This is a genomic window from Falsigemmobacter intermedius (genome assembly GCF_004054105.1).
Taxonomy (GTDB): domain Bacteria; phylum Pseudomonadota; class Alphaproteobacteria; order Rhodobacterales; family Rhodobacteraceae; genus Wagnerdoeblera; species Wagnerdoeblera intermedia.
In genome coordinates this window covers 100625-123541 of the sequence record NZ_SBLC01000008.1, presented here as the reverse complement: position 1 = coordinate 123541, position 22917 = coordinate 100625, and the positions used below count along the sequence as shown (strand labels likewise).

Below are 22917 nucleotides of genomic sequence, written 5' to 3'. Positions count from 1 at the left end.
GGGGCCGATCCGGGGCTTCGCCGGAAAATGGCGCAGCCGGAAAAGGTTCGGTGTCATCACCGAACCTGTCAGAGCCTGCGCTGAGCGGGATTACCCCTGCGCCTTCCGCCAGGCGTCAAGGATATAGCGGCTCGTCATCAGATCGAGATGGGCTCCGCCGCCGTTTTTGCAGATCGTGATCTCATCTGCGGCGCGGCGCTGAAAGGCTCCGGCGGCGATGTCGTAGTAATCCGCAATCACATCGCTCTCAGAGATCACACCGCGCTTCAGCGGGTCCATGAGTTCGCCGATATGGCCAAGCGTGGTGGCGCGGCTGTCGACGAAAAGCCGCGCGCGGCTCAGGGCCTGGTCGTCGGCCTCGCGCATATCGGGGCGATAGGCGCCGATCAGATCAAGGTGCTGTCCGGGTTGCAGCCAGTCGCCTTTGATCAGGGGCGTGCTGCTCATGGTGCAGGTGACGATCACATCCGCCGCACGGACCGCCGCCTCCAGGTCGGTTGCGATGCGCAGGCCCGGGGTTTCGGCGGCCATCTTTGCGGCCCCCTCAGCCGAGCGGTTCCAGACCGTAAATTCCGCATCCGCAAAGACCGCGCCATAGGATTCGATCATCGAGCGGCCGACGGTGCCTGCGCCGACAATGAGGAACTTCCGGCTCTCGGGCCGTGCCAGCAGACGGGCCGCGAGAAGGCTGTCTCCGGCGGTTTTCCATTTGGTCACAAGGTGAAAATCGACCAGCGCCTCCAGCTCGCCGGTGACATCGTCAAAGAGGTTCACCACCCCGTTGACCATGGGCCGGCCGCGCCCGGGATTGCCCGGAACCACGGTGGCCACTTTGACCGCGGCGCCGAGGCCGGGGATCCAGGCCGCCCGATCAAGCAGCGTATCGTCACCGCGATAGAGGAACAGATCCGCGATTTCGGGCCGCCCCAGGGCATGGCCCGCAATCAGCGCATCGGTCAGCCCGCGCCAGTCCAGATGCGCCTCCGCCGCTGCCGGAACCAGAGTGATATCCATGTGACCTCCCCTTCTGCGTCACGCCTTTTTCGTCACGGTCTCCCGCCAGATCGTATAAAGCCCGCTGCCGATGATCAGCGCCATGCCGGCAAAGCTGGTCAGATCGGGCAGGGTGCCAAAGATCGTCACGCCCCAAAAGACCGCCATCGGGATGGCGACATATTCAAAGGGCGCCGCCACGGCCGCCTCCAGCAGGCGATAGGCCTGCGCCATCATCAGGCTTGCCGCGCCGATCGCAAGGCCCATCACGATGAAGAAAGGCAGATCTGACGCTGTGGGCCAGACCCAGGGCCTGAGCAGAAAGGTCAGCGACTGATCCTCAAAGATATTGAACTCCCCGTGCCCGATCAGCGCGCCGGTGGTCAGCGAGGACAAAAGAAACCCCGCCTGCATGTAAAAGCCCATGGTGAAGGTGCTTTCGGTGCCGCGCATCTGGCGCACCATCATCTGCGAGATCGCATAGGTGAAGGCGGAAAACACCACCAGCAGCGCTGCGACCTGAAAGGTGCCGGCGCCCGGGCGCACCATGATCAGCGTGCCGATCAGCCCCGCCACCACCGCCGCCCAGCGGTGCGGCCCGACCTTCTCGCCTAAGAAAAAGATCGACAGCAGGGTGATGAAGACCGGCCCGATATAGGCGGTGGCCACCGCATCGGCCAGCGGCAGGGCCGCAAGCCCCAGGAAATAGGTGATATTGGAAATGAAAACCACGCCGACCCTGAGGGCATGAAAGCCAAAGCGGCGGGTGCGCAGGTGATGCCAGCCCCCGGTGATCAGCCGCAGGCTCAGCAGCACGATGGTCAGGGCGATGGCCGAGCGCGTCGCCACGATCTGATGCAAAGGATAGCCCGACGACAGGAATTTGATCGACATGTCGTTGAGCGAATAGATCAGCCCCGCCGCCAGCGCGAAGCTGATGCCCGTCAGGGTGGAGCTGGCCGCAATAGTGCGAAGGATCAATCTGGCAACTCCTGGCCCTGTGAATGCCCGCCTTATCTCCGGCGGCGGGCCAGCCGGTCGAGAGCTTCAAGAAAGCGCGACCGGTCCGCCGCGCTGAAAGGTCGGCCGCCGCCCTGACGGAAGGGATCGGCCGAGCGCAGATCCTGCATCAGATCGCGCATGGCCAGCACTTCGCCGATATTGCGCTGATCAAGGGTGGAGCCATCGGGGCGGATGACCAGCCCCCCGGCCTCCACCACCTTTGCGGCCAGCGGGATGTCATTGGTCACCACGACATCGCCTTCCACCACGCCCTCAGCGATGGCCATATCGGCCACATCCGGGCCGTCGGCCACATAGCGCACGGTCACCAGCGGGTTTTGCGGCGCGCGGATGCCGCCGTTGGTGACCATGATCACCGGACGCTGCAACCGCGTTGCCACTTTCTCGACTTCGGCCCGCACAGGGCAGGCATCGGCATCAACCCAGATCGTCATGGCTTATGCCAGCAGATGATCGGCATGGAAGGCGATATGGCTTTCCATGAAGGTGGAGACGAAGAAATAGCTGTGGTCATAGCCCTTCTGCATGCGGAAGGTCGCATTCTGGCGGGTGGAGGCGATAGCCTCTGCCAGAGCCTCGGGCTTGAGCAGGTCGATGAACTGATCGGACGAGCCCTGATCGATCAGGATCGGCCCGTCAAAGCCGCGCCGTTTCAGCTGCAGGGTGCTGTCATGGGCGGCCCATTTGCTTTCATCCGCCCCGAGATAGGCGGTCAGCTGTTTGCGCCCCCAGTCCGAAGCCGTGGGATTGGCGATCGGCGCAAAGGCCGAGACCGAGCGGAAGCGCCCCGGCAGCCCCATGGCCAGGGTCAGCGCGCCGTGTCCGCCCATGGAATGCCCGGTGATGGCCTGGGCCTCGGGGGCCAGCGGGAAGGCTGAGAAGAGGGTGCGCGGCAGATCTTCGGCGATGTAATCCCACATGCGGTAATGCTTCGACCAGGGCTCCTCAGTGGCATTGACGTAAAAGCCCGCGCCCTGGCCCAGATCATAGGCGGCATCATCGGCCACACCTTCACCGCGCGGCGAGGTATCGGGGAAGACCAGCGCGATACCGGCCTCTGCCGCCCAGCGCTGGGCGCCCGCTTTCACCATGGCATTCTCATGGGTGCAGGTGAGGCCCGAGAGATACCACAGCACCGGAACCGGTTGCTCTTCGGCCTCTTTGGGCAGGAACAGGCCGAAAGTCATCTCACAGCCCGTGGCCTCTGAGGCATGGGCATAGACGCCCTGAACGCCACCAAAACACCGATTTTCGCTGATCGTGCGCATCCCGATCTCTCCTGTCACTGAAATCCGGCGACCCAGGCAAGAACCATGGTCACCGTTAATATCGCGGCCACTGTTGAGACAAGGATTGAGGCCGAAACGCGCTGGGGTGCAACCCCGTAATGTGCGGCCAGAATATAAACATTCCCGGCCACGGGCAGAGCCGCCGCCGCGACCATGGCCGCCGCCACCGAACCGGGCAGATCAAAGACCCAAAGCGCGAAAAACGCGGTGACCAGCGGATGCAGCACCAGCTTCAGAAAGCTGACCCAGCCCGACACCAGCAGCGATCCCGCGCCTTTTCCCGCCAGCGAGACCCCGATCACAAAAAGCGCCACCGGCGTCGCCGCGCGGCCCAGAAGCTCCAGGAAGTCGAGCACCGGCCCGGTCAGAGGAATGCCCGTCAGGCTCCAGCCAAGGCCGATCAGGCAGGAGACGATGATCGGGTTTTTCAGAAGGCTGACCCCGAGGGGTTTCAGGGAGGAAATCCCGGGACCGCCCCCGCGTGAGGCGGTGATGATCAATGTGATCAGCGGGTTAAAGATCACCATATCAAGGATCAGCACCTGCAGCACCGGCAGTGCCGAAGCGGGGCCAAGGATCACCACCAGCATCGGCAGCCCCAGAAAGCCGGTGTTGCCGATGACGCCGCATTGCGCCTCCATCGCGGCCTCTGCCACGGGCAGACCGCGCAGCCGTGCCACCGCGAAGGCAAAGATCCAGACCAGCCCCCAGGCGCAGGCCCAGGCCCCGAAGAGCCGCGCGTCCAGCATCTCATCCAGGCTGAGGCCGGAGGTCAGCGCCAGCAGCATGGCCGAGAGCGCGAAGTAGAAGACAAACTTCGTCAGCGCGGCATTCTCGGGGGGGGAGATGAAGCCACGAAGGGCCGCGCCCCAGCCCAATCCGGTCAGTGCAAAGAAGGGCAGGGTGCGGGCAAGAATCTCAAGCATGAAAGGCCGTCATTCAGGGGCATTCCATCAGCGTTTCACGCTGTCGCACCCGCTGCAAGAGGCTCAGCCCTCTTTCACCAGTTTGCCGGGGTTCATCAGGTTCTGCGGGTCAAGCGCCTGTTTGATCAGCCCCATGACCTCCCATGCCGCGCCATGCTCTTCTTCGAGATACTTCTTCTTACCCATGCCGACCCCATGTTCCCCGCTGACGGTGCCGCCAAGGCGCAAAGCGCGCTCTGCCATGCGGTGTGCCAGATCAAGTGCGGCCTCTTTGTCGCGCGGATCATCGGGGTCCAGCAGCAGGCAGCAGTGGAAGTTGCCGTCACCGACATGGCCGACCATGGGGCCGGTCAGGGGGCTTGCGTCGATATCGGCGCGGGTCTCCAGCACGGCTTCGGCCAGACGCGAGATCGGCACGCAGACATCCGTTGTCAGCACGATGCAGCCCGGTTTGGTCGATTTCGCCGCAAAGAGCGCGTTGTGGCGCATCTTCCACAGCTGATTGCGCGCCTCGGTGGTGGCGGCATGGCGGAAGTCAGAGCCGCCCATGGCGGTCATGATCTCTCCGGCCAGTTCCGCCTGTTCTGCCACGCCGGAGGGGGAGCCATGGAACTCAAGGAAGAGATGCGGGCGCTCAGGGTAGGTCGTCTTCTCATAGGCATTGAAAGCGCGAATGGCGGTTTCATCGACAAATTCAATCCGCGCCATGGGGATCGCGGCCTGGATCGTGGTGATGACCGCCGAAATCGCACTGCCGATATCGGGGAAGTCCACCACGGCAGAAGAGACAGCCTCAGGCTGGCCGTGCAGCTTCAGCGTGAGTTCCGTGATGATCCCGAGCGTGCCTTCTGAGCCGATAAAAAGCCGCGTCAGATCATAGCCGGTCGAGCTTTTCTTTGCGCGGCTGCCGGTGCGGATCACCCGCCCGTCGGAGAGAACCACCTCAAGCGCCAGGATATTGTCTTTCATGGTGCCATAGCGCACCGCCGTGGTGCCCGAAGCCCGGGTGGCCGCCATGCCGCCGAGGCTGGCATTGGCACCGGGATCAATGGGGAAGAAAAGCCCCGTGGCTCGAAGCTCTGTGTTCAGCGCCTCACGGGTGCAGCCGGGCTGCACCACCACATCCATATCTTCGGCATGCACCGCCAGGACCCGGTTCATCCGGTTCATATTCAGGGTCACACCGCCTTTGACGGCCAGGACATGCCCCTCAAGCGAGGAGCCGACGCCCCAGGGCACCACCGGGCAGCCATGGGCGGCGCAGATCTTCACGATGGCCGAGACCTCTGCCGTGCTTTCCGGCCAGGCCACGGCATCGGGCAGGACGGGGGTAAAATGGCTCTCATCCCGCGAATGCTCGGCCCTGGCGGCCTGTGTCGTCAGAAAGCGCTCACCCAGAAGGCTGCGCAGTTCCGCGAAGGGGATGTCCCAGGCCATAGTGTCACTCCGAACCAGATTAGGGCATTCATTGCCCGGAAGTGTCGCAAAGGGCAAGGTTAACGAAATATAATGTCAATTCCCCCATTCGGGAAGGTATGCAACTAAAGCGGGATCGGATAACGCTGATGCGCCGGAGATTATGCCGGTCTGAGCTCAGGAAAAACGAATGTCCATTAAACTGCGTATTGCCGCAGCTCTTCTGGCCGCCTCCGTCGCGGCGCCGGCCATGGCCGCTGACGAGCTGACTTTTACCATCGTGAATAAAACCAGCGAAGTGATCACGCATTTCTACACCTCGCCGACCAATGTCGACGACTGGGAAGAAGATGTGCTGGGCGATGACGTGATCGGGCCGGGTGAATCGATGCAGATCACCATCGCTGACGGTCGCCGCACCTGCAAATATGACCTCAAGTTTGACTTTGAGGGCAGCGACAAGCTGGAGACCACCACCGACACCCAGGATCTCTGCGAGATGTCGACCTATACTCTGACCGAGTAAGCGATTTCCGAATGCAAAAAGGGCCGGGGAAGTCCCCGGCCCTTTTTCTGTGTCTTCACCCGATCAGACGTCGAAACGCAGCGGCTTGACCTGGTTGAACTTGCCGGTGGCTTCCAGCTTGGTCACCACATCGGCCGGGATCGCCTGATCGAGGTAGAGCACGGCGATGGCGTCCTGACCCACAGCCGCACGGCCCAGGGTGAAGTTCGCGATGTTCACGCCGTTCTCGCCCAGGATCGAGCCGAGGTTGCCGATGATGCCCGGCACGTCGTTGTTGGTGGTGTAGAGCATGTGCTCGCCCACTTCGGCGTCAATATTGATGCCTTTGATCTGGATGAAGCGCGGCTTGCCATCCGAGAAGCAGGTGCCGGCAACCGAACGCTCACGCGCGTCGGTGACCATGGTCACTTTGATATAAGCGTCAAAGGTGCCCGACTTGTCCTGTTTGGTGGTCGAGATCTGGATGCCTTTGTCTTTCGCAATGACCGGAGCCGAAACCGGGTTCACATCCGGGTTCTGCGCTTTCAGCACACCGGCGATGACAGCCTGGTTCAGCGCCGCAAGGTTCATCTCCGAGACGGCACCATCGTAAAGGATGTTGATTGCTTTGATCGGCTCATCGGTCATCTGACCGATCAGCGAACCGATGTGGCCTGCGAGTTTGATCCAGGGGCCCATGACCTGCGCCTGCTCAGCGGTGACATTCGGCATGTTCAGCGCGTTAGTGACGGCACCGGTCAGCAGGTAATCCGACATCTGCTCGGCAACCTGCAGAGCGACGTTTTCCTGGGCTTCCGTGGTCGAGGCGCCAAGGTGCGGGGTCGCAACAACATTCGGGTGACCGAAGAGAACGTTTTCCGTGGCGGGTTCCACCTCGAACACGTCGAGGGCTGCGCCGGCGACATGGCCCGAATCCAGCGCGTCTTTCAGGGCTGCCTCATCGATCAGGCCGCCACGGGCGCAGTTGATGATGCGCACACCCGGCTTGGTCTTGGCCAGGTTCTCGCGGCCAAGGATGTTGCGGGTCTTGTCGGTCAGCGGCACGTGCAGGGTGATGAAATCGGCTTTCGCCAGCAGCTCATCGAGTTCCACTTTGGTCACGCCCAGTTGCTTCGCGCGCTCTTCCGACAGGAAGGGGTCGAAAGCGATGACCTTCATCTTCAGGCCGACAGCGCGGTCGCAGACGATGCCACCGATATTGCCTGCGCCGATCACGCCCAGGGTTTTGTTGAAAAGCTCAACCCCCATGAACTTCGACTTTTCCCATTTACCGGCATGGGTCGAAGCCGAAGCTTCAGGCAGCTGGCGGGCGATGGCGAACATCATGGCGATGGCATGCTCAGCCGTGGTGACCGAGTTGCCGAAGGGGGTGTTCATCACGATCACGCCCTTTTTCGACGCAGCCGGGATATCGACGTTGTCGACACCAATACCAGCGCGGCCAACCACTTTCAGGTTGGTGGCGTTTTCGAGCAGTTTCTCGGTCACTTTGGTGGCCGAGCGGATCGCCAGACCGTCATACTGGTGGATGATTTCCGCCAGTTTTTCTTTGTCTTTGCCGAGTTTCGGCATGTAGTCGACTTCGACGCCGCGGTCACGGAAGATCTGAACGGCGGTTTCGGAAAGTTCGTCGGAAACGAGAACGCGCGGAGCCATGGGCTTCATCCTTTCAGGATATAAGAGGGCTGTGGCGGGGCGAAAATCGCCCCGTCCGCTGTGTTTGGTCGTTAAAAGAATGGATCAGGCCTGAGCGGCGATCTCTGCCTCGAAGGCATATTCGATCCAGGGCATCAGGGCTGCCACATCCGACTGCTCGACAGTCGCGCCGCACCAGATGCGCAGACCGGCCGGGGCATCGCGGTAAGCGCCTGCGTCCAGGGCCACGCCTTCTTTTTCCAGGCGCTTTGCAACGGCCTTGGCAAAAGCGGCCGCATCTTTGATGCGCGGGTCGGTGAACTTCAGGCAGACGCTGGTGCAGGACGCGGTGGCCGGATCAACGGCCAGGTTGGCGATCCAGGGCTTGTCAGCGATGAAGGTTTTCACCGTGTCAGCATTGGCTTCCGAGCGCGCGATCAGACCCTTCAGGCCACCCAGCGATTTTGCCCATTTCAGCGCGACCAGATAGTCTTCCACGCAGAGCATCGACGGGGTGTTGATGGTTTCACCCACGAAGATCCCTTCGATGATCTTGCCGCCTTTGGTCATGCGGAAGATCTTCGGCATCGGCCAGGAGGGGGTGTAGCTCTCCAGACGCTCGACAGCGCGGGGGCTCAGGATCAGAACGCCGTGGCCGCCTTCGCCGCCCAGAACCTTCTGCCAGGAGAAGGTGGTGACGTCGAGTTTCGACCAGTCCATATCCATCGCAAAAGCCGCCGAGGTGGCGTCGCAGATGGTCAGACCTTCACGGTCCGCCGGGATCACATCGGCCTTGGGCAGACGAACGCCCGAGGTGGTGCCGTTCCAGGTGAAGACGACGTCTTTATTGAAGTCGACTTCTTTGAAATCAACGATTTCGCCGTAAGGCGCTTTGCGCACGGTGGCGTCGAGTTTCAGCTGTTTCACAACATCGGTGACCCAGCCTTCGCCAAAGCTCTCCCATGCGAGCATCTCAACCGGGCGTGCGCCCAGGAGGCTCCAGAGCGCCATCTCAACCGCCCCGGTGTCCGAGGCGGGCACGATACCAATGCGGTAATCGGCCGGAACGCCCAGCACTTCGCGGGTCAGATCGATGGCTTCTTTAAGTTTGTTTTTGCCGACAGCTGCGCGGTGCGAGCGGCCGAGGGGTGCATCAGCAAGCATTTCAAGCTGGAAACCCGGGATCTTCGCGCAGGGGCCCGAAGAAAAACGCGGATTGGCCGGACGCGTGGCCGGAGCGGTAGTCGCCATTTCTGTTATCCTTACAGATATACGCCCTTCGTTGGGGAAGGGTGTCCCGCCGTTGCGTCTATCTGAGAGGGGTCTTTGGGTCAAATGATTCGTGAGAAGTCTGACCATGTAGGAGTAATAAGTTTTAAGAAAATGCCCCCCTTTCGAACGAATGCGCCCCGAAGCTGCGGCTCCGGGGCGAAGATGTTTCACTCACCTTCAAAGATTCAGCGCCGCGCGCCGGCCGTCTCCAGCATGGCATCGCTCACGGTTTTACCGCTCTGACGCGGGGTGATCAGTTTCGACAGATCATAGCCCAGCGCCTGGGCATGGCCGAGATAGTCTTCCTGCTCCGCCGCGCTCACCTGCGGCTCCCGCGCCAGCAGCCACAAAAATTCGCGCTGCGGATCACCGACCAGAGACAGGCGATATTCGGGATCGAGTTTCAGGATCCAGTAGTCGCCCTTCGTGAAGGGAATCCAGCGCAGCAGTTCCGGCAGGAAGGTCACCGTCAGCTTCGCGTTGCTGGCATCCAGGGCCTCCGCTTCGCCAATCGACTGCGTGGGTTTGCCGTCCTCATCGATGCAGCGGTTGTCGACGCGGATCTTCCCGTTGTCCTGCAGGCTGTAATGCGCGGTGATGTCACGCGCCGTCGCATCCTCATATTTCATCGGCAGACGGCAGATTTCGTACCAGAGCCCCAGGTAGCGCTGCAGATCAACCGATGCGACCGTGGTGACGTCGTGAGAGGTGCTCATAGCCAAACCCTTTAATTTACAACCACTCAGGCAACGCGGTCAGGGCAGGGTCTGTTCCCTCACTCAAAGGGGATGTTGAGCCTACGGGCCAAAGCCTCAAGGGCCTCGATATCCTCGTCATAGATGCGGCCCGCCCGGGGAAAGTCCTGGCGCTGCTTTTTGTAAAAGGCGATCCACTCGGGCAGGCGGCTGAGCGGATAGCTGTTCGACCAGGCCTTCTTGCTATGGGTATAGACGGAGGTTTCGGGATCATGGGTGATACGCACAGTCATATCGGGCTTTTACGCCCGGGCGTCGCCCGATGCCAGAGGCCGCGCCGGGGCAGGGCTCACTCATCCGCGCGCCGCCCCATCCCCATGCCCATCCCCATCCCCATGCCGCCACCGCCCCCACCGCCACCGCCAGGGCCACCCATGCCACCGCCGCCGGGACCACCCGCCCCGCGCTCACCGCCACTGCGCCCGCCGCGGCCGGCGGCGGCCGGGCGGGTTGGTCCCTGCGCAGGCACGATGACATCGGCCGGGATCGGCTCCAGATCCAGAGCCTCCCGGATATAGCCGCGCAGCGTCACCACCAGTTCTGCCGTATGAATGGGCCGCCCGGCTGCCATATCCCGCGCCGCCTGACCGGCCATGCGCACCATCTCCTCCGTGCCAAGCAGCAGAATGTCCGACAGAGCCGCCTCCACCGCATCGCGGATCTGCACCCGCCGCTCCAGGGCAAATTGCGACGGCTCCCCCTCAGGCATGGGCGTCTCAGTCAGGACCACATCCCCGCCCGTCTCCGGCTCTGTGGTTTCCGCGGCCCTCCGGCTGCCGCCAAGGTGAGAAGGATCCACCGTCAGGCGCCCGGTAAAGGAGCCGCCCAATACCTTATAGGCCGCCATCAGCGTTCTCAGCCGCTCGTTGATCTGACGGTTCATGCGCTGCTGGCGCGCCTGAATCGTCATCATCATGATGATCCGGATGCCCACCATGATCAGCATCATCAGCAAAAGGCCAAAGACCGTCGTCAGCGCCGATTGCCAGCTCGAGAAGTCAAAACTGCGAAACATATCCCCTCCTTTGCCGCACCGGCCCCGCAGCCTGGCGAAAGAGAACGCGCAAAGCCAGTGCCGGTTCACCCTCGACTTTTCCGCCCCGCCTGCACTAAGGGGAGCCAAGGCCCGAGAGGAGATATCCCATGCTGACCGCCGTTGTGATTGCCCGTCCCGATCATCTGACCGACGCCATCGTCACCGGCCTTGCCGAAGCCTGGCAGGGCGGCCCGCTGCGCTGGCTCTCTGCGGGTGAAGCGGCGGAATTCCCGCTCGCAGCCCGTCCGGCGGACTTCGACACAATCCGTGCGCAGCTTCTCACCCGCGGCATTGACCTCAATCTCGTCCCCACGGCCACCCGGCGCAAAAAGATGCTGCTGGCCGATATGGACAGCACTATGATCGGCCAGGAATGCATCGATGAGCTGGCCGATATGGCCGGCGTCGGCCCGCGTGTGGCCGATATCACCGCCCGCGCCATGAACGGCGAGCTCGATTTTGAAGCCGCGCTCAAAGAGCGCGTGGGCCTTCTGAAAGACCTCCCCGAGGCGGTGATCGCCCAGGTGCTGGCCGAGCGCATCACCTATACCCCCGGCGGTCGCGCCCTCATCGCCACCATGAAACGTGACGGCGGCCATGCGGCCCTCGTCTCGGGCGGCTTCACCGCTTTCACGGCCGCGGTCGCCGCTCATCTCGGCTTTGACGAAAACCGCGCCAATACACTCCTTGCCCGGGACGGCCGCCTGACCGGCGAGGTGGGGCTGCCCATCCTCGGCCGTCAGGCCAAAGTCGACGCGCTGGATCAGATCACCGCCCGCCTCGGCCTCAGCGACGACGATGTGATCGCCGTGGGCGATGGCGCCAATGACCTTGGCATGCTCAACCGCGCGGGCTTCGGTGTGGCGCTGCACGCCAAACCCTCCGTTGCCGCCGAATGCGACCTGCGCATCCATCACGGTGATCTCAGCGCGCTTCTCTTCCTCCAGGGCTATGCCCGCAGCGAGTTTGCCGCCTGATCTTTGGCTTTTTAAAAATACTCCGGGGCCCGGGGCAGAGCCCCGGACCTCTCACCCGGCACCCCGCCCGTGATTACTCATGCCGTGATCACCCGGCCCGTGATTATTCAGCGAGCGGGCGGATCTCAAACCCCTCCGCCTGCAACAGCGCCAGAACCCCCTTCTCCCCCGAGAGATGCAGCGCCCCGAAGGCCGCCAGGACCGGCCCCTCGGAAGCCGCGCTCAGCAAAACCGGGATCCAGCGCTGATTGCGCCTGATCATCAAAACCTCTTCCATCAGCGCGAACTGCCGGTCGAGTTCCTGTGGCGTCATCCCCGGAAGCTCCGCGCTCAGATCCCGGGTGAACTCCCAGACCAGGCGCGACTCCCCGGCAAAATAGGCATTGGCCAGGGTGACGGTCATATCCTCAGGACGCTCCGCGGTCAGAAGGCTCGCCCGCACCATCTCGGTCTCATCCTCCTGCGACAGCTCGCCGAAGATTGAAAAGAGCGTGTCATAGCGCTCCAGAGCGCGCACCGGGATGTCCCGCGCCTCCGCCAGCGCCATGATCTGATGGTCCAGCCCGCGCACGCCCTCCTTCAGGTCGCCCATCGCACAGGGCGGCATGCCCAGCAGCACCGCCATATACCAGGGCCGGAACCGGTCCGCCATAAAGGCCGGGATGCCGCGCAGCTGCGCTTCCTTTGAAAGCTTTTTCCATTCGTCTTCCGTCAGCTGCTCAGACAGTCGCGGGCCTTCGGTGATGACCATGAAGTCAGGCCGATTTGCGATCTCTTCTTTCAGCAGTGCTTCTTCCTGCGGCGTGGCTTCGACCAGCAGTTGCGAGACCCCCGCCATCAGCGGTGTGATCTGCGCCAGTGTGGCCTCATGACGCGGATCGGGAAGGTGATAGGTGCCGACAAGCAGGATGACCTCCTCGCCGCGCCGGGCATGCCAGAGATTCCCGCGCGCATAGGCATGTGAGTCGGCCCTCGCCGCCAGATCCGCCCGCGCCTCAGCGGGCAGGCTGGCAATCAGATCGCGCCCTTCGCAGGCGGCCTGGGCCGCAGCCGCGGTCAGAAGAGCCGCGAAAAACCCTGAAATACCCAAAAACTTACGCATCTGACGGCCTTTTTTGTTCCGCGCAAAGCTTGCCAGAGCCAGCGGTGCTGTCCACTCAAATTTGGTGGGTTACGGGTGTTGACAGGTGGGAAGGCTCTGACTACCTATTTTCACGTGGTTGGCACTCGCCACTGGTGAGTGCCAACAAGTTGCACCGATCTGAACTCAAGGGAGTGTTCTCAGATGGCATTCAAACCGCTGCATGACCGCGTGCTGGTTCGTCGCGTCCAGTCGGACGAAAAAACCAAAGGTGGTCTGATCATTCCGGACACCGCGAAAGAAAAGCCTGCTGAAGGCGAGATCATCTCGGTCGGCGAAGGCGCACGCAAGGACTCGGGCGAGCTGATCGCACCGGCAGTCAAAGCAGGCGACCGCGTGCTGTTCGGCAAATGGTCGGGCACCGAAGTCACCGTCGACGGCGAAGAGCTGCTGATCATGAAAGAAAGCGACATCCTCGGGATCCTCTCCTGATCTGACGTCCAGGCGCGGCCTGACTGCGCCCTTTCTTTCTTTGCAACACGAATTGATGGAGCCTCACGATGAGCGCTAAAGAAGTCCGCTTCAACACCGATGCCCGCGAGCGTATGCTCAAAGGTGTGAACATCCTCGCAGATGCCGTCAAAGTGACCCTCGGCCCGAAAGGCCGCAACGTGGTCATCGAGAAGTCGTTTGGCGCACCGCGCATCACCAAAGACGGTGTTTCGGTCGCAAAAGAGATCGAGCTTTCGGACAAATTCGAAAACATGGGCGCACAGCTCGTGAAAGAAGTTGCCGCACGCACCAACGACGAAGCCGGTGACGGTACCACCACCGCAACCGTTCTCGCTCAGGCCATCATTAAAGAAGGTCTGAAGTCGGTCGCAGCCGGTCTGAACCCGATGGACCTGAAGCGCGGCATCGATCTGGCAACCTCGAAAGTTGTCGAATCGATCAAAGCAGCAGCCCGCCCGGTCAAAGACTCGGCTGAAGTTGCTCAGGTCGGCACCATTTCGGCCAACGGCGAAGCTTTCATCGGTCAGCAGATCGCAGAAGCCATGCAGCGCGTTGGCAACGAGGGTGTGATCACCGTCGAAGAAAACAAAGGCATGGAGACCTCGGTCGAAGTCGTCGAGGGCATGCAGTTTGACCGCGGCTACCTCTCGCCCTACTTCGTCACCAATGCTGACAAAATGATCGCGGATCTCGACGATGCGCTGATCCTGCTGCACGAGAAAAAACTCTCGTCGCTGCAGCCGATGGTCCCGCTGCTGGAGGCTGTGATCCAGTCGCAAAAGCCGCTGATCATCATTGCTGAAGACGTCGAAGGCGAAGCGCTGGCGACCCTCGTGGTCAACAAACTGCGTGGCGGCCTGAAAATTGCGGCTGTCAAAGCACCGGGCTTCGGCGATCGCCGCAAAGCCATGCTGCAGGACATCGCGATCCTCACCGGCGGTCAGGTCATCTCGGACGATCTCGGCATGAAGCTGGAAAACGTGACCCTCGACATGCTGGGCCGCGCGAAAAAAGTCACCATCAACAAAGACAACACCACCATTGTTGACGGTGCCGGCGAGAAAGCAGAGATCGAAGCCCGCGTGGCCCAGATCCGTGCGCAGATCGAGGAAACCACCTCGGACTACGACCGTGAAAAACTGCAGGAGCGCGTTGCGAAACTGGCAGGCGGCGTCGCAGTCATCCGCGTTGGCGGCATGACCGAAGTCGAAGTGAAAGAGCGTAAAGACCGCGTTGATGACGCTCTGAACGCAACCCGCGCAGCTGTCCAGGAAGGCATCGTTGTCGGCGGTGGCGTGGCTCTCGTGCAGGCCACCAAAACCCTCGAAGGTCTGAAAGGCGCAAACGCTGATCAGGACGTCGGTATCGCGATCATCCGCCGCGCGCTGGAAGCTCCGATCCGTCAGATCTCGGAAAACTCGGGCGTCGACGGTGCTGTCGTGGCCGGCAAAATCCGCGAGTCGGACAGCCTGTCCTTCGGCTTCAACGCGCAGACCGAAGAATATGGTGACATGTTCGCCTTCGGCGTGATCGACCCGGCAAAAGTGACCCGTACTGCGCTGGAAAACGCAGCTTCGGTCGCCTCGCTGCTGATCACCACCGAAGCCATGATCGCTGACAAGCCGGCTCCGGCAGCAGCTCCGGCCGCTCCGGGCGGCATGGGCGGCATGGGCGGTATGGATTTCTGATCCATCCCCTCCGGGACAAAGAAAGGGCGCCGCTTGCGGCGCCCTTTTTCATTATGCGGTCTGAGGACTTCAACATTTTCCACATGCAGTCTCTGCCCGCCACGACTGCGGATGAAGTGCGGAGGACGCGGGATTTTGCAGAAGGGTCCGGCGTTTGGGGCGGTTACCTCTTCCGGCCGGGTTGGGCCTGGCAGAGCCGCGGTCACGCCCTGACAGTCACAATACCGGTGCCGCACCCCAGGGCGCGCAGGCGTTCCGGCCGGGGGCCGCGCCGTATCACCGGAAATCCTGCGGCCCGGCAAGGGACCACCGTCTGTGAAAGACGCAACCGGAGTGTGCTGGGGGAAATGGCGGAAGCGGTGGGATTCGAACCCACGGTGGAGTCTCCCCCACGCTGGTTTTCAAGACCAGAGCCTTAAACCACTCGGCCACACTTCCGTGCTTTGACGGCGCTGAAAGAGCCGTCTGGTTGCAGGGGTTTAAGCATATCCCTGCGCAGGCGTAAAGCGGGGTTTTATCAAATTATACCGGCCGCTGCAGCGCCTGCAGCGGCCGGATCTCTGCGCCATGCCGGGCGGGTCAGGCGCTCGGGGTATAGTTCAGGATCGGGGCCAGCCAGCGCTCTGCCTCGGCCAGATCCATGCCTTTGCGGCGGGCGTAATCTTCGGCCTGGTCTTTCTCGATCCGCGCGACGCCGAAGTAATAGCTTTCGGGATGCGACAGATAGAGACCCGAGACCGAAGAGCCCGGCCACATCGCCATGCTTTCGGTCAGCTGAACACCGGCCTGAGCCTCGGCGTCGAGCAGTTTGAAGAGCGTGACCTTCTCGGTGTGATCGGGCTGCGCCGGATAGCCCGGGGCAGGGCGGATGCCGGCATAGGGCTCGCCGATCAGCTCCTGCGGCTGGTAGCTTTCATCTTTCGCATAGCCCCAGTGCTCGCGGCGCACGCGCTCATGCAGCATCTCGGCCATGGCTTCGGCATAGCGGTCGGCCAGGGCCTTGACCATGATCGAGGCGTAATCGTCGTTGGCCTTTTCAAAGCGTTCGGCGATTTCGATCTCCTCGGGGCCTGCGGTGACGACAAAGCCGCCGATCCAGTCGGGCGTGCCCTCCGGTGCCACAAAGTCCGACAGCGCCACATTGGGGCGGCCTTCGCGCTTGGTGGTCTGCTGACGCAGCGTGTGCAGGGTTGCGAGTTCTTCCGAGCGGTCCTCACCGGTGAAGAGGCGGATGTCATCGCCCGACGCATTGGCGGGCCAGAAGCCGATCACGGCGCGGGGCTTGAACCACTGCTCTGAGATGATCTGCGCCAGCATGGCCTGCGCATCCGCAAACAGCGCCCGTGCCGCTTCGCCCTGCTTTTCGTCCTCAAGGATCTTCGGATAGACGCCCTTCAGCTCCCAGGTCTGGAAGAAGGGGGTCCAGTCGATGTAGCGCGCAATTTCGGCCAGATCCCAGTCGGCGATCACTTTCGTACCGGTAAAGCCCGGCGCCACCGGCGCAAAGCCCGTGGGTTTGAAAGCATTGGCGCGGGCGGCGGCCAGCGGCAGGCGCTGCTTCAGACGCTCGGCGCGCTCATGGCCCTCGGCCACGGCTTTATATTCGGCCTGAAGATCGGCGACATAGCCGGGCTTCATGTCGGGTGACAGAAGCTGACCGACCACGCCCACGGCACGGGAGGCGTCGGTCACATAAACGGCCTGACCTTTGGTGTAGCGCGGCGCGATCTTCACCGCCGTATGCACCTTCGAAGTGGTGGCCCCCCCGATCATCAGCGGGATGTCAAAGCCCTCACGCTCCATCTCCGCGGCCATATGGGCCATTTCATCGAGCGAGGGGGTGATGAGGCCCGAAAGACCGATCACGTCGACATTATGCTCACGCGCCGCCTGAAGGATCTTCTGCGGCGGCACCATGACGCCAAGGTCGATGATCTCATAGTTGTTGCAGGCGAGAACCACGCCGACGATGTTCTTGCCGATGTCATGCACATCGCCCTTCACCGTGGCCATCAGGATTTTGCCTGCGGCCTCGCGTTCGCCTGAGCCGCCGTTGGCAAGCTTTTCGGCTTCCATATAGGGCAGAAGGACCGCGACGGCCTGTTTCATCACGCGGGCGGATTTCACCACCTGGGGCAGGAACATTTTTCCCGCGCCGAAGAGATCGCCCACCACGTTCATTCCGGCCATCAGCGGGCCTTCGATGACATGGAGCGGACGGTCATAGTTCAGCCGCGCTTCTTCGGTGTCGGCCTCGATAAATTCGGTGATGCCATTGACCAAGGCATGTTCAATCCGTTTGGCGACGGGCCAGTCACGCCAGCCGAGATCGCGCTCTTTGGCCTCTTTGCCGCCGGTGCCGCGGTATTTTTCGGCCACCTCCAGCAGACGCTCCGTCGCATCGGCACGGCGGTTCAGCACGGCGTCCTCGCAGGCCTCGCGCAGTTCGGGGTCGATCTGGTCGTAGACCGCCAGCTGGCCCGCGTTGACGATGCCCATATCCATCCCCGCCTGAATGGCGTGATAAAGGAAGACGGCATGCATGGCTTCGCGCACCGGCTCATTGCCGCGGAAGGAGAACGACAGGTTCGACACACCGCCCGAGACATGGGCATGGGGCAGGTTCTGCCGGATCCAGCGGGTCGCCTCGATGAAGTCGACGCCGTAGTTGTTGTGCTCTTCAATGCCGGTGGCGATGGCAAAGACGTTGGGGTCAAAGATGATGTCTTCCGGCGGGAAGGACAGCTCTTCGGTGAGGATCTTATAGGCGCGGGCGCAGATTTCGATTTTGCGCTGATAGCTGTCAGCCTGGCCCTGTTCGTCAAAGGCCATGACGACGACGGCAGCGCCGTAAGCCAGGCAGAGCGAGGCGTGATGGCGGAACTGATCTTCGCCCTCTTTCAGCGAGATCGAGTTGACGATGGCCTTGCCCTGGACGCATTTCAGACCGGCCTCGATCACCTCCCATTTGGAGCTGTCGATCATCACCGGAACGCGGGCGATATCAGGCTCAGAGGCCACGAGGTTGAGATATTCAACCATCGCGGCCTGCGAGTCGATCAGGCCCTCATCCATATTGATGTCGATGATCTGCGCACCGTTTTCGACCTGCTGGCGGGCCACTTCGAGCGCGGCGGCATAGTCGCGGTTGGTGATCAGTTTGCGGAAGCGGGCCGAGCCGGTGACATTCGTCCGCTCGCCTACGTTCACGAAGGGGATGTCGGGCGTCAGAACGAAGGGCTCAAGACCGGAGAGGCGCAGGTAAGGGGTGGTCATCAGGCTTTTACCTCACGCGGGGAGAAGGGGGCCACGGCCTCGGCGATGGCGCGGATGTGGTCAGGGGTGGTGCCGCAGCAGCCGCCGGTGATGTTCAGAAGGCCCGCTTCGGCGAAACCGGCGATCTGGCGCGCGGTGTCTTCGGGGCCTTCATCATATTGGCCAAAGGCGTTGGGCAGACCGGCGTTGGGATAGGCGCAGATATGGGTGGGGGCGACGCCTGCAAGCTCAGCGATATGCGGCCGCATCGCCGAGGCACCGAGCGCGCAGTTCAGGCCGACCGAGAAGGGGCGGGCGTGGGCGACCGAGTGCCAGAAGGCGGTGGGGGTCTGGCCGGTCAGCGTGCGGCCCGAGGCATCGGTGATGGTGCCCGAGATCATGATCGGCAGCCGCTGGCCGTGTTCGGCAAAGGCTTCAAAGGTAGCGAAGATGGCGGCTTTGGCGTTCAGCGTGTCAAAGATCGTCTCGATGAGGATGAGATCGGCGCCCCCGGCGATCAGGGCGCGGACCTGCTGGCCGTAAGCCACACGCAGTTCGTCAAAGCTGACGGCGCGGTAGCCCGGGTTGTTGACGTCCGGGCTGATCGAGGCGGTGCGGTTCGTCGGGCCCACGGCCCCGGCGACGAAGCGCGGTTTGCCGTCAATCGCAGTGGCGCGGTCGAGGGCGCGGCGCACGACGCGGGCGCCTTCATAGTTCAGATCCCAGACCGCCTCTTCCATGGCGTAATCGGCCTGGGCGATGGTGGTGGCGGAGAAGGTGTTGGTTTCCACGATATCGGCGCCGGCCATGGCATATTTGAAGTGGATCTCTTCAATCGCCTGGGGCTGGCTGAGAATCAGCAGATCGTTGTTGCCCTTCTGGGGCCGGTCGGAGTGATGGCGGCAGGCGCAGCCGGAGCCGTGACCGGTGTAATCCTCTTCCGAGAGGCCAAGGCCCTGGATCTGGGTGCCCATGGCACCGTCGAGGATGAGAATACGCTCACGCGCAAGGCGTTCCAGCTGCCCGAAGGCAGCCGTGCGGGGCAGTTGGAAGATTTGCATGGATCACCTTGCAGCAAGTCAGAGGCCGGGCCTGGTCCTTCATGCATATAGGCCAGAGGCGGCTGAATGTGAAATTCATAGATCACAACGTTTATATGAATTCTGCTCATTCAGAGGGCTGGTGTGGGAGATTGCCTGACCTGTGGAGGCAGGGGGGGCGCTGAGTGGCGGAGCGCCGGGGCGCTGCCCCGGACCGCGGAGTATTTGGAAAAAGCCAAAGTCGGGGCTTTCAGGGGGGCGGGCAGGGTGGCATAGCGGCGGGAGGCAGCAGCGGGGGACGCGGATGGAGCGTGTTATTCTGATCACCGGGGCCTCCTCGGGTATTGGCTATGACGGCGCGCGGGCGATGCGGGCGCGGGGATGGCGGGTGCTGGCGACCTGTCGGCGCGAGGCGGATGTGGCGCGGCTGCAGGCGGAAGGCTTTGAGAGCTTTGTGCTCGATATTGCCAGATCTGAAAGTATTGCCGCGGCGATTGGTGAGGTGGGCGCGCGCACCGGCGGGCGGGTGGATGTGCTTTATAACAATGCCGGTTTTGCCATACCGGGTGCGGTTGAGGATCTGCCGCGCGGGGCGCTTGAGGAGGTCTTTGCCACCAATGTTTTCGGCACTCATGAGCTGACGCGGGCGGTTATTCCTTTGATGCGGGCGGCAGGGGGCGGGCGGATTGTGACGGTCTCCTCGGTTCTGGGCTTTGTGCCGCGGCGCTGGCGGGGGGCCTATGTGGCCTCCAAACATGCGCTGGAGGGGCTGACGGATGTGCTGCGGCTGGAGATGCGCGGTGAGCCGATCCGGGTGAGCCTGATCGAGCCGGGGCCGGTGACGAGCCGGTTTCGGGTCAATCAGATCCCGGGGTTTGAGCGCTGGATAGACTGGCGGTCCTCCGTCCGGGCGGCAGAGTATGAGCGCGAGCTGGTCGCACGGCTTTATCTGGCAGAGGGGGCGCAGAAGGATGCTTTTGAGCGTCCGGCGTCAGATGTGACGAAGGCGCTTATTCATGCCGCCGAATCTGCGCGGCCCCGCGCGCGGTATTTTGTCACCACGCCAACCTGGATCATGGCGATCTGCCGCCGTCTGCTGCCCGTTGGGGCACTCGACTGGGTGATTGCAAAGGGCTGAAGCGGGGTCTTCGCTTGAATTTGCCGCGTCTTCGGCCTATCTGGCCTTATTGCGGACACCAGAGGCAGATCATGGCGAAGACCAACCCGGCACAGTTTATTCAGCAGACCCGCAACGAGATCGGCAAGATCCATTGGCCGAACCGTCGTGAAGTCACGCTGACGACCGTTATGGTCTTTATCCTGGCCACCATCGCGGCTGTGTTTTTCTTCATGGTCGACAGTGGTATCAACCTCGGGCTGCGTGCGCTTCTGGGCCTGTTTTCCTGAGCCGGAACGGCTTGCGATCAGGCCTCTGCTTCGATAGAAGGGGCCGGAACTTCCGGACAGCGGCGTGCGAGCGATTCGCCTGCGCGCCGCGGTTTTGTTCCCGAAAGAGCCATCAGGGCTGAGAATGACCAAACTCCGGACTTCCGGATTTAGCGACAGGTGACACGCATGGCAAAGCGCTGGTATTCGGTGAGCGTCCTCTCGAACTTCGAGAAAAAGGTCGCCGAACAGATTCGTACCGCCGTTGCGGACGCCGGTCTGCAGGATGAAATTGACGAAGTTCTGGTCCCCACGGAAGAGGTGATCGAGATTCGTCGCGGCAAGAAAGTGACTTCTGAGCGTCGCTTCATGCCGGGCTATGTGCTGGTGCACATGGAGATGTCGAACCGTGGTTATCACCTGATCACCTCGATCAACCGCGTCACCGGGTTCCTGGGTCCGCAGGGCCGCCCGATGCCGATGCGGGATGAGGAAGTGAACGGGATGCTGAACCGCACCGAGACGGTGGGTGAGGTCGCTCCGCGCAACCTGATCCGCTTTGAGGTCGGCGAGCGCGTCAAAGTGAACGAGGGTCCGTTTGAGGGCTTCGACGGTATGGTCGAGGAGGTCGATGAGGCCGCTTCGCGTCTGAAAGTGACCGTCTCGATCTTCGGCCGGGCGACCCCGGTTGAGCTGGAATTCACTCAGGTCACCAAGGTGATCTGAGGATGCGCGGGAGGCGGACGGAGAGATCCGGGCCGCCCGACCGCTAAACTTGCTGCCGGATAATCCTGCAGCACAGTGATAAGGAGAGGGCCAGATGGCCAAGAAGATTATGGGGCAGCTGAAGCTGCAGGTGAAGGCTCAGCAAGCCAACCCGTCGCCGCCGGTCGGTCCGGCGCTGGGTCAGCGCGGCCTGAACATCATGGCGTTCGTGAAAGAATTCAACGCCAAGACGGCCGACATCGAGCCGGGCGCACCGACTCCGGTCGTCATCACTTACTTTGCAGACAAGTCGTTCACGCTTGAGCTGAAAACCCCGCCGGCCTCCTTCCTGCTGAAAAAAGCAGCTGGTCTGAAGCCGCAGGGCAAGCGCGCCCGTATGCAGGGTTCGCCGAAGCCGGGCCGTCACGTTCAGGGCACCGTCACCGTTGCTCAGGTCCGTGCGATCGCTGAGCAAAAAATGAAAGACCTGTCGGCAAACGATATCGAAGCAGCAATGCAGATCATCGTTGGCTCCGCCAAGTCGTGCGGCATCGAAGTGAAGGGCTGATTGTAATGACCAAAGTTGCAAAACGCACCGCTGCCGCCCGCGCTCTGTTTGAAGGCAAAGCCAACGTCACCGTTGAAGAAGCCGTTGAACTGATCAAGAAAGCCGCTTCGGCGAAATTCGACGAAACCGTCGAAATCTCGCTGAACCTCGGCGTTGACCCGCGTCACGCAGACCAGATGGTCCGCGGCGTTGTTGGTCTGCCGAACGGCACCGGTAAAACCGTGCGCGTCGCTGTTTTCGCCCGTGGCGCCAAAGCTGATGAAGCTAAAGCAGCCGGCGCAGACATCGTTGGCGCAGAGGACCTGCTGGAGACCATCCAGAAAGGTGTCATCGAGTTCGATCGCTGCATCGCGACCCCGGACATGATGCCGCTGGTTGGCCGCCTGGGCAAAATCCTCGGCCCGCGCAACCTGATGCCGAACCCGAAGGTCGGTACCGTGACCATGGACGTTGCAACCGCAGTTTCGAACGCTAAAGGCGGCGAAGTGCAGTTCAAAGTCGAAAAAGCCGGTATCATCCACGGCGGCGTTGGCAAAGTCTCGTTCGAGGCTGACAAACTCGCAGAAAACATCCGCGCCTTCGTGGACGCAGTTGTCAAAGCGAAACCGGCCGGCGCAAAAGGCACCTACCTGAAAAAAGTCTCGCTTGCTTCGACCATGGGTCCGGGCGTAAGCGTTGACCTCGCCTCGACTTCGAAGTAAGTCACGGCAAAAGAATTCCTGACTCGCAAGAGTTCAGGGAGACGGGGCGGAAACGCCCCGTCCTGTCCGAGACGGAGGGTGCGTATGACCCATACGCTTAATGTCCTTCCTGAGATGGGAAACGGGAACGGA

Annotated in this window: 23 protein-coding genes and 1 tRNA gene; 9 read left to right on the top strand and 15 right to left on the bottom strand. The window is 62.1% G+C overall.

Features of this window, described 5'->3' with window-relative positions:
• Positions 1-90: 90 nt before the first annotated feature.
• The 6 genes from EP867_RS07705 to EP867_RS07680 form a co-directional block, all read right to left on the bottom strand.
• The gene (locus EP867_RS07705) at positions 91-1014 is read right to left on the bottom strand and encodes an ornithine cyclodeaminase family protein (protein WP_128487839.1); all 924 of its coding nucleotides are present in this window, start codon (positions 1012-1014) and stop codon (positions 91-93) included.
• Between the two features lie 18 nt (positions 1015-1032).
• Positions 1033-1974: a DMT family transporter gene (locus tag EP867_RS07700; RefSeq protein WP_241656854.1), complete on the bottom strand. Its 942-nt coding sequence runs from the start codon at positions 1972-1974 to the stop codon at positions 1033-1035.
• Between the two features lie 32 nt (positions 1975-2006).
• Positions 2007-2450, bottom strand: coding sequence for a YaiI/YqxD family protein (locus EP867_RS07695; protein WP_128487837.1), 444 nt, complete (start codon positions 2448-2450; stop codon positions 2007-2009).
• A 3-nt stretch (positions 2451-2453) separates the two neighbouring features.
• The gene (fghA, locus tag EP867_RS07690) at positions 2454-3284 is read right to left on the bottom strand and encodes an S-formylglutathione hydrolase (RefSeq protein WP_128487835.1); all 831 of its coding nucleotides are present in this window, start codon (positions 3282-3284) and stop codon (positions 2454-2456) included.
• Positions 3285-3298: 14 nt separating this feature from the next.
• On the bottom strand, positions 3299-4231 hold the full coding sequence (locus EP867_RS07685; protein ID WP_128487833.1) for an AEC family transporter: 933 nt from the start codon (positions 4229-4231) through the stop codon (positions 3299-3301).
• Positions 4232-4294: 63 nt separating this feature from the next.
• Positions 4295-5668, bottom strand: coding sequence for an FAD-binding oxidoreductase (locus EP867_RS07680; protein WP_128487831.1), 1374 nt, complete (start codon positions 5666-5668; stop codon positions 4295-4297).
• Positions 5669-5837: 169 nt separating this feature from the next.
• Between EP867_RS07680 and EP867_RS07675 the strand changes: the two genes are divergently transcribed.
• Complete coding sequence (locus EP867_RS07675; RefSeq protein ID WP_128487829.1) at positions 5838-6173, top strand: hypothetical protein; 336 nt, start codon at positions 5838-5840, stop codon at positions 6171-6173.
• Between the two features lie 63 nt (positions 6174-6236).
• On the opposite strand, the gene serA is transcribed toward EP867_RS07675, so the two are convergent.
• The 5 genes from serA to EP867_RS07650 form a co-directional block, all read right to left on the bottom strand.
• Positions 6237-7829, bottom strand: coding sequence for a phosphoglycerate dehydrogenase (gene serA / locus EP867_RS07670; RefSeq protein WP_164888794.1), 1593 nt, complete (start codon positions 7827-7829; stop codon positions 6237-6239).
• Positions 7830-7913: 84 nt separating this feature from the next.
• The gene (locus EP867_RS07665; protein ID WP_128487824.1) at positions 7914-9059 is read right to left on the bottom strand and encodes a phosphoserine transaminase; all 1146 of its coding nucleotides are present in this window, start codon (positions 9057-9059) and stop codon (positions 7914-7916) included.
• Between the two features lie 206 nt (positions 9060-9265).
• Positions 9266-9796, bottom strand: coding sequence for a lipocalin family protein (locus EP867_RS07660; RefSeq protein ID WP_128487822.1), 531 nt, complete (start codon positions 9794-9796; stop codon positions 9266-9268).
• Between the two features lie 59 nt (positions 9797-9855).
• Complete coding sequence (locus EP867_RS07655; protein WP_241656853.1) at positions 9856-10068, bottom strand: hypothetical protein; 213 nt, start codon at positions 10066-10068, stop codon at positions 9856-9858.
• A gap of 56 nt (positions 10069-10124) precedes the next feature.
• On the bottom strand, positions 10125-10850 hold the full coding sequence (locus EP867_RS07650) for a hypothetical protein (RefSeq protein WP_128487820.1): 726 nt from the start codon (positions 10848-10850) through the stop codon (positions 10125-10127).
• 128 nt (positions 10851-10978) lie between these two features.
• Between EP867_RS07650 and serB the strand changes: the two genes are divergently transcribed.
• Entirely contained in the window at positions 10979-11848 is an 870-nt protein-coding gene (serB, locus tag EP867_RS07645; RefSeq protein ID WP_128487818.1) for a phosphoserine phosphatase SerB, read from the top strand.
• A 103-nt stretch (positions 11849-11951) separates the two neighbouring features.
• On the opposite strand, the gene EP867_RS07640 is transcribed toward serB, so the two are convergent.
• Positions 11952-12950 carry a TraB/GumN family protein gene (locus tag EP867_RS07640; protein ID WP_128487816.1) on the bottom strand — a complete coding sequence of 333 codons (999 nt, stop codon included), beginning with the start codon at positions 12948-12950 and terminating at the stop codon, positions 11952-11954.
• Positions 12951-13133: 183 nt separating this feature from the next.
• Between EP867_RS07640 and EP867_RS07635 the strand changes: the two genes are divergently transcribed.
• The gene (locus tag EP867_RS07635; protein WP_128487814.1) at positions 13134-13421 is read left to right on the top strand and encodes a co-chaperone GroES; all 288 of its coding nucleotides are present in this window, start codon (positions 13134-13136) and stop codon (positions 13419-13421) included.
• A gap of 68 nt (positions 13422-13489) precedes the next feature.
• Entirely contained in the window at positions 13490-15130 is a 1641-nt protein-coding gene (gene groL / locus EP867_RS07630) for a chaperonin GroEL (RefSeq protein ID WP_128487812.1), read from the top strand.
• 348 nt (positions 15131-15478) lie between these two features.
• On the opposite strand, the gene EP867_RS07625 is transcribed toward groL, so the two are convergent.
• The 3 genes from EP867_RS07625 to EP867_RS07615 all read right to left on the bottom strand — a co-directional run bounded on the left by EP867_RS07625 (position 15479) and on the right by EP867_RS07615 (position 19446).
• Positions 15479-15568 (bottom strand) — tRNA-Ser (locus EP867_RS07625).
• 141 nt (positions 15569-15709) lie between these two features.
• Positions 15710-18406, bottom strand: coding sequence for a methionine synthase (gene metH / locus EP867_RS07620; RefSeq protein ID WP_128487810.1), 2697 nt, complete (start codon positions 18404-18406; stop codon positions 15710-15712).
• A complete protein-coding gene (locus tag EP867_RS07615; RefSeq protein WP_128487808.1) occupies positions 18406-19446 on the bottom strand; it encodes a homocysteine S-methyltransferase family protein in 1041 nt (346 codons plus the stop codon). The genes metH and EP867_RS07615 overlap by 1 nt, the downstream gene beginning before the upstream one ends.
• Positions 19447-19729: 283 nt before the next feature.
• On the opposite strand from EP867_RS07615, the gene EP867_RS07610 reads away from it, so the two are divergent.
• The 5 genes from EP867_RS07610 to rplA all read left to right on the top strand — a co-directional run bounded on the left by EP867_RS07610 (position 19730) and on the right by rplA (position 22785).
• Positions 19730-20563, top strand: a complete 834-nt coding sequence (locus EP867_RS07610; protein WP_128487806.1) for an SDR family NAD(P)-dependent oxidoreductase — start codon at positions 19730-19732, stop codon at positions 20561-20563.
• A gap of 71 nt (positions 20564-20634) precedes the next feature.
• Positions 20635-20832 carry a preprotein translocase subunit SecE gene (secE, locus tag EP867_RS07605; RefSeq protein WP_128487804.1) on the top strand — a complete coding sequence of 66 codons (198 nt, stop codon included), beginning with the start codon at positions 20635-20637 and terminating at the stop codon, positions 20830-20832.
• Positions 20833-21000: 168 nt separating this feature from the next.
• Positions 21001-21537, top strand: coding sequence for a transcription termination/antitermination protein NusG (gene nusG, locus EP867_RS07600; RefSeq protein WP_128487802.1), 537 nt, complete (start codon positions 21001-21003; stop codon positions 21535-21537).
• Positions 21538-21631: 94 nt separating this feature from the next.
• Positions 21632-22084 (top strand): 50S ribosomal protein L11, encoded by a 453-nt coding sequence (gene rplK / locus EP867_RS07595; protein WP_128487800.1) that lies wholly within the window; start codon positions 21632-21634, stop codon positions 22082-22084.
• 5 nt (positions 22085-22089) lie between these two features.
• On the top strand, positions 22090-22785 hold the full coding sequence (gene rplA, locus EP867_RS07590; RefSeq protein WP_128487798.1) for a 50S ribosomal protein L1: 696 nt from the start codon (positions 22090-22092) through the stop codon (positions 22783-22785).
• Positions 22786-22917 lie beyond the last annotated feature (132 nt).

What these genes read in the sequence shown, in the direction of transcription:
- EP867_RS07705 (WP_128487839.1), bottom strand. Translation starts at nt 1,014, where the DNA reads ATGGATATCACTCTGGTTCCGGCAGCGGCGGAGGCGCATCTGGACTGG.
- EP867_RS07695 (WP_128487837.1), bottom strand. Translation starts at nt 2,450, where the DNA reads ATGACGATCTGGGTTGATGCCGATGCCTGCCCTGTGCGGGCCGAAGTC.
- fghA (WP_128487835.1), bottom strand. Translation starts at nt 3,284, where the DNA reads ATGCGCACGATCAGCGAAAATCGGTGTTTTGGTGGCGTTCAGGGCGTC.
- EP867_RS07685 (WP_128487833.1), bottom strand. Translation starts at nt 4,231, where the DNA reads ATGCTTGAGATTCTTGCCCGCACCCTGCCCTTCTTTGCACTGACCGGA.
- EP867_RS07680 (WP_128487831.1), bottom strand. Translation starts at nt 5,668, where the DNA reads ATGGCCTGGGACATCCCCTTCGCGGAACTGCGCAGCCTTCTGGGTGAG.
- EP867_RS07675 (WP_128487829.1), top strand. Translation starts at nt 5,838, where the DNA reads ATGTCCATTAAACTGCGTATTGCCGCAGCTCTTCTGGCCGCCTCCGTC.
- serA (WP_164888794.1), bottom strand. Translation starts at nt 7,829, where the DNA reads ATGGCTCCGCGCGTTCTCGTTTCCGACGAACTTTCCGAAACCGCCGTT.
- EP867_RS07665 (WP_128487824.1), bottom strand. Translation starts at nt 9,059, where the DNA reads ATGGCGACTACCGCTCCGGCCACGCGTCCGGCCAATCCGCGTTTTTCT.
- EP867_RS07660 (WP_128487822.1), bottom strand. Translation starts at nt 9,796, where the DNA reads ATGAGCACCTCTCACGACGTCACCACGGTCGCATCGGTTGATCTGCAG.
- EP867_RS07655 (WP_241656853.1), bottom strand. Translation starts at nt 10,068, where the DNA reads ATGACTGTGCGTATCACCCATGATCCCGAAACCTCCGTCTATACCCAT.
- EP867_RS07650 (WP_128487820.1), bottom strand. Translation starts at nt 10,850, where the DNA reads ATGTTTCGCAGTTTTGACTTCTCGAGCTGGCAATCGGCGCTGACGACG.
- serB (WP_128487818.1), top strand. Translation starts at nt 10,979, where the DNA reads ATGCTGACCGCCGTTGTGATTGCCCGTCCCGATCATCTGACCGACGCC.
- EP867_RS07640 (WP_128487816.1), bottom strand. Translation starts at nt 12,950, where the DNA reads ATGCGTAAGTTTTTGGGTATTTCAGGGTTTTTCGCGGCTCTTCTGACC.
- EP867_RS07635 (WP_128487814.1), top strand. Translation starts at nt 13,134, where the DNA reads ATGGCATTCAAACCGCTGCATGACCGCGTGCTGGTTCGTCGCGTCCAG.
- groL (WP_128487812.1), top strand. Translation starts at nt 13,490, where the DNA reads ATGAGCGCTAAAGAAGTCCGCTTCAACACCGATGCCCGCGAGCGTATG.
- metH (WP_128487810.1), bottom strand. Translation starts at nt 18,406, where the DNA reads ATGACCACCCCTTACCTGCGCCTCTCCGGTCTTGAGCCCTTCGTTCTG.
- EP867_RS07615 (WP_128487808.1), bottom strand. Translation starts at nt 19,446, where the DNA reads ATGCAAATCTTCCAACTGCCCCGCACGGCTGCCTTCGGGCAGCTGGAA.
- EP867_RS07610 (WP_128487806.1), top strand. Translation starts at nt 19,730, where the DNA reads ATGGAGCGTGTTATTCTGATCACCGGGGCCTCCTCGGGTATTGGCTAT.
- secE (WP_128487804.1), top strand. Translation starts at nt 20,635, where the DNA reads ATGGCGAAGACCAACCCGGCACAGTTTATTCAGCAGACCCGCAACGAG.
- nusG (WP_128487802.1), top strand. Translation starts at nt 21,001, where the DNA reads ATGGCAAAGCGCTGGTATTCGGTGAGCGTCCTCTCGAACTTCGAGAAA.
- rplK (WP_128487800.1), top strand. Translation starts at nt 21,632, where the DNA reads ATGGCCAAGAAGATTATGGGGCAGCTGAAGCTGCAGGTGAAGGCTCAG.
- rplA (WP_128487798.1), top strand. Translation starts at nt 22,090, where the DNA reads ATGACCAAAGTTGCAAAACGCACCGCTGCCGCCCGCGCTCTGTTTGAA.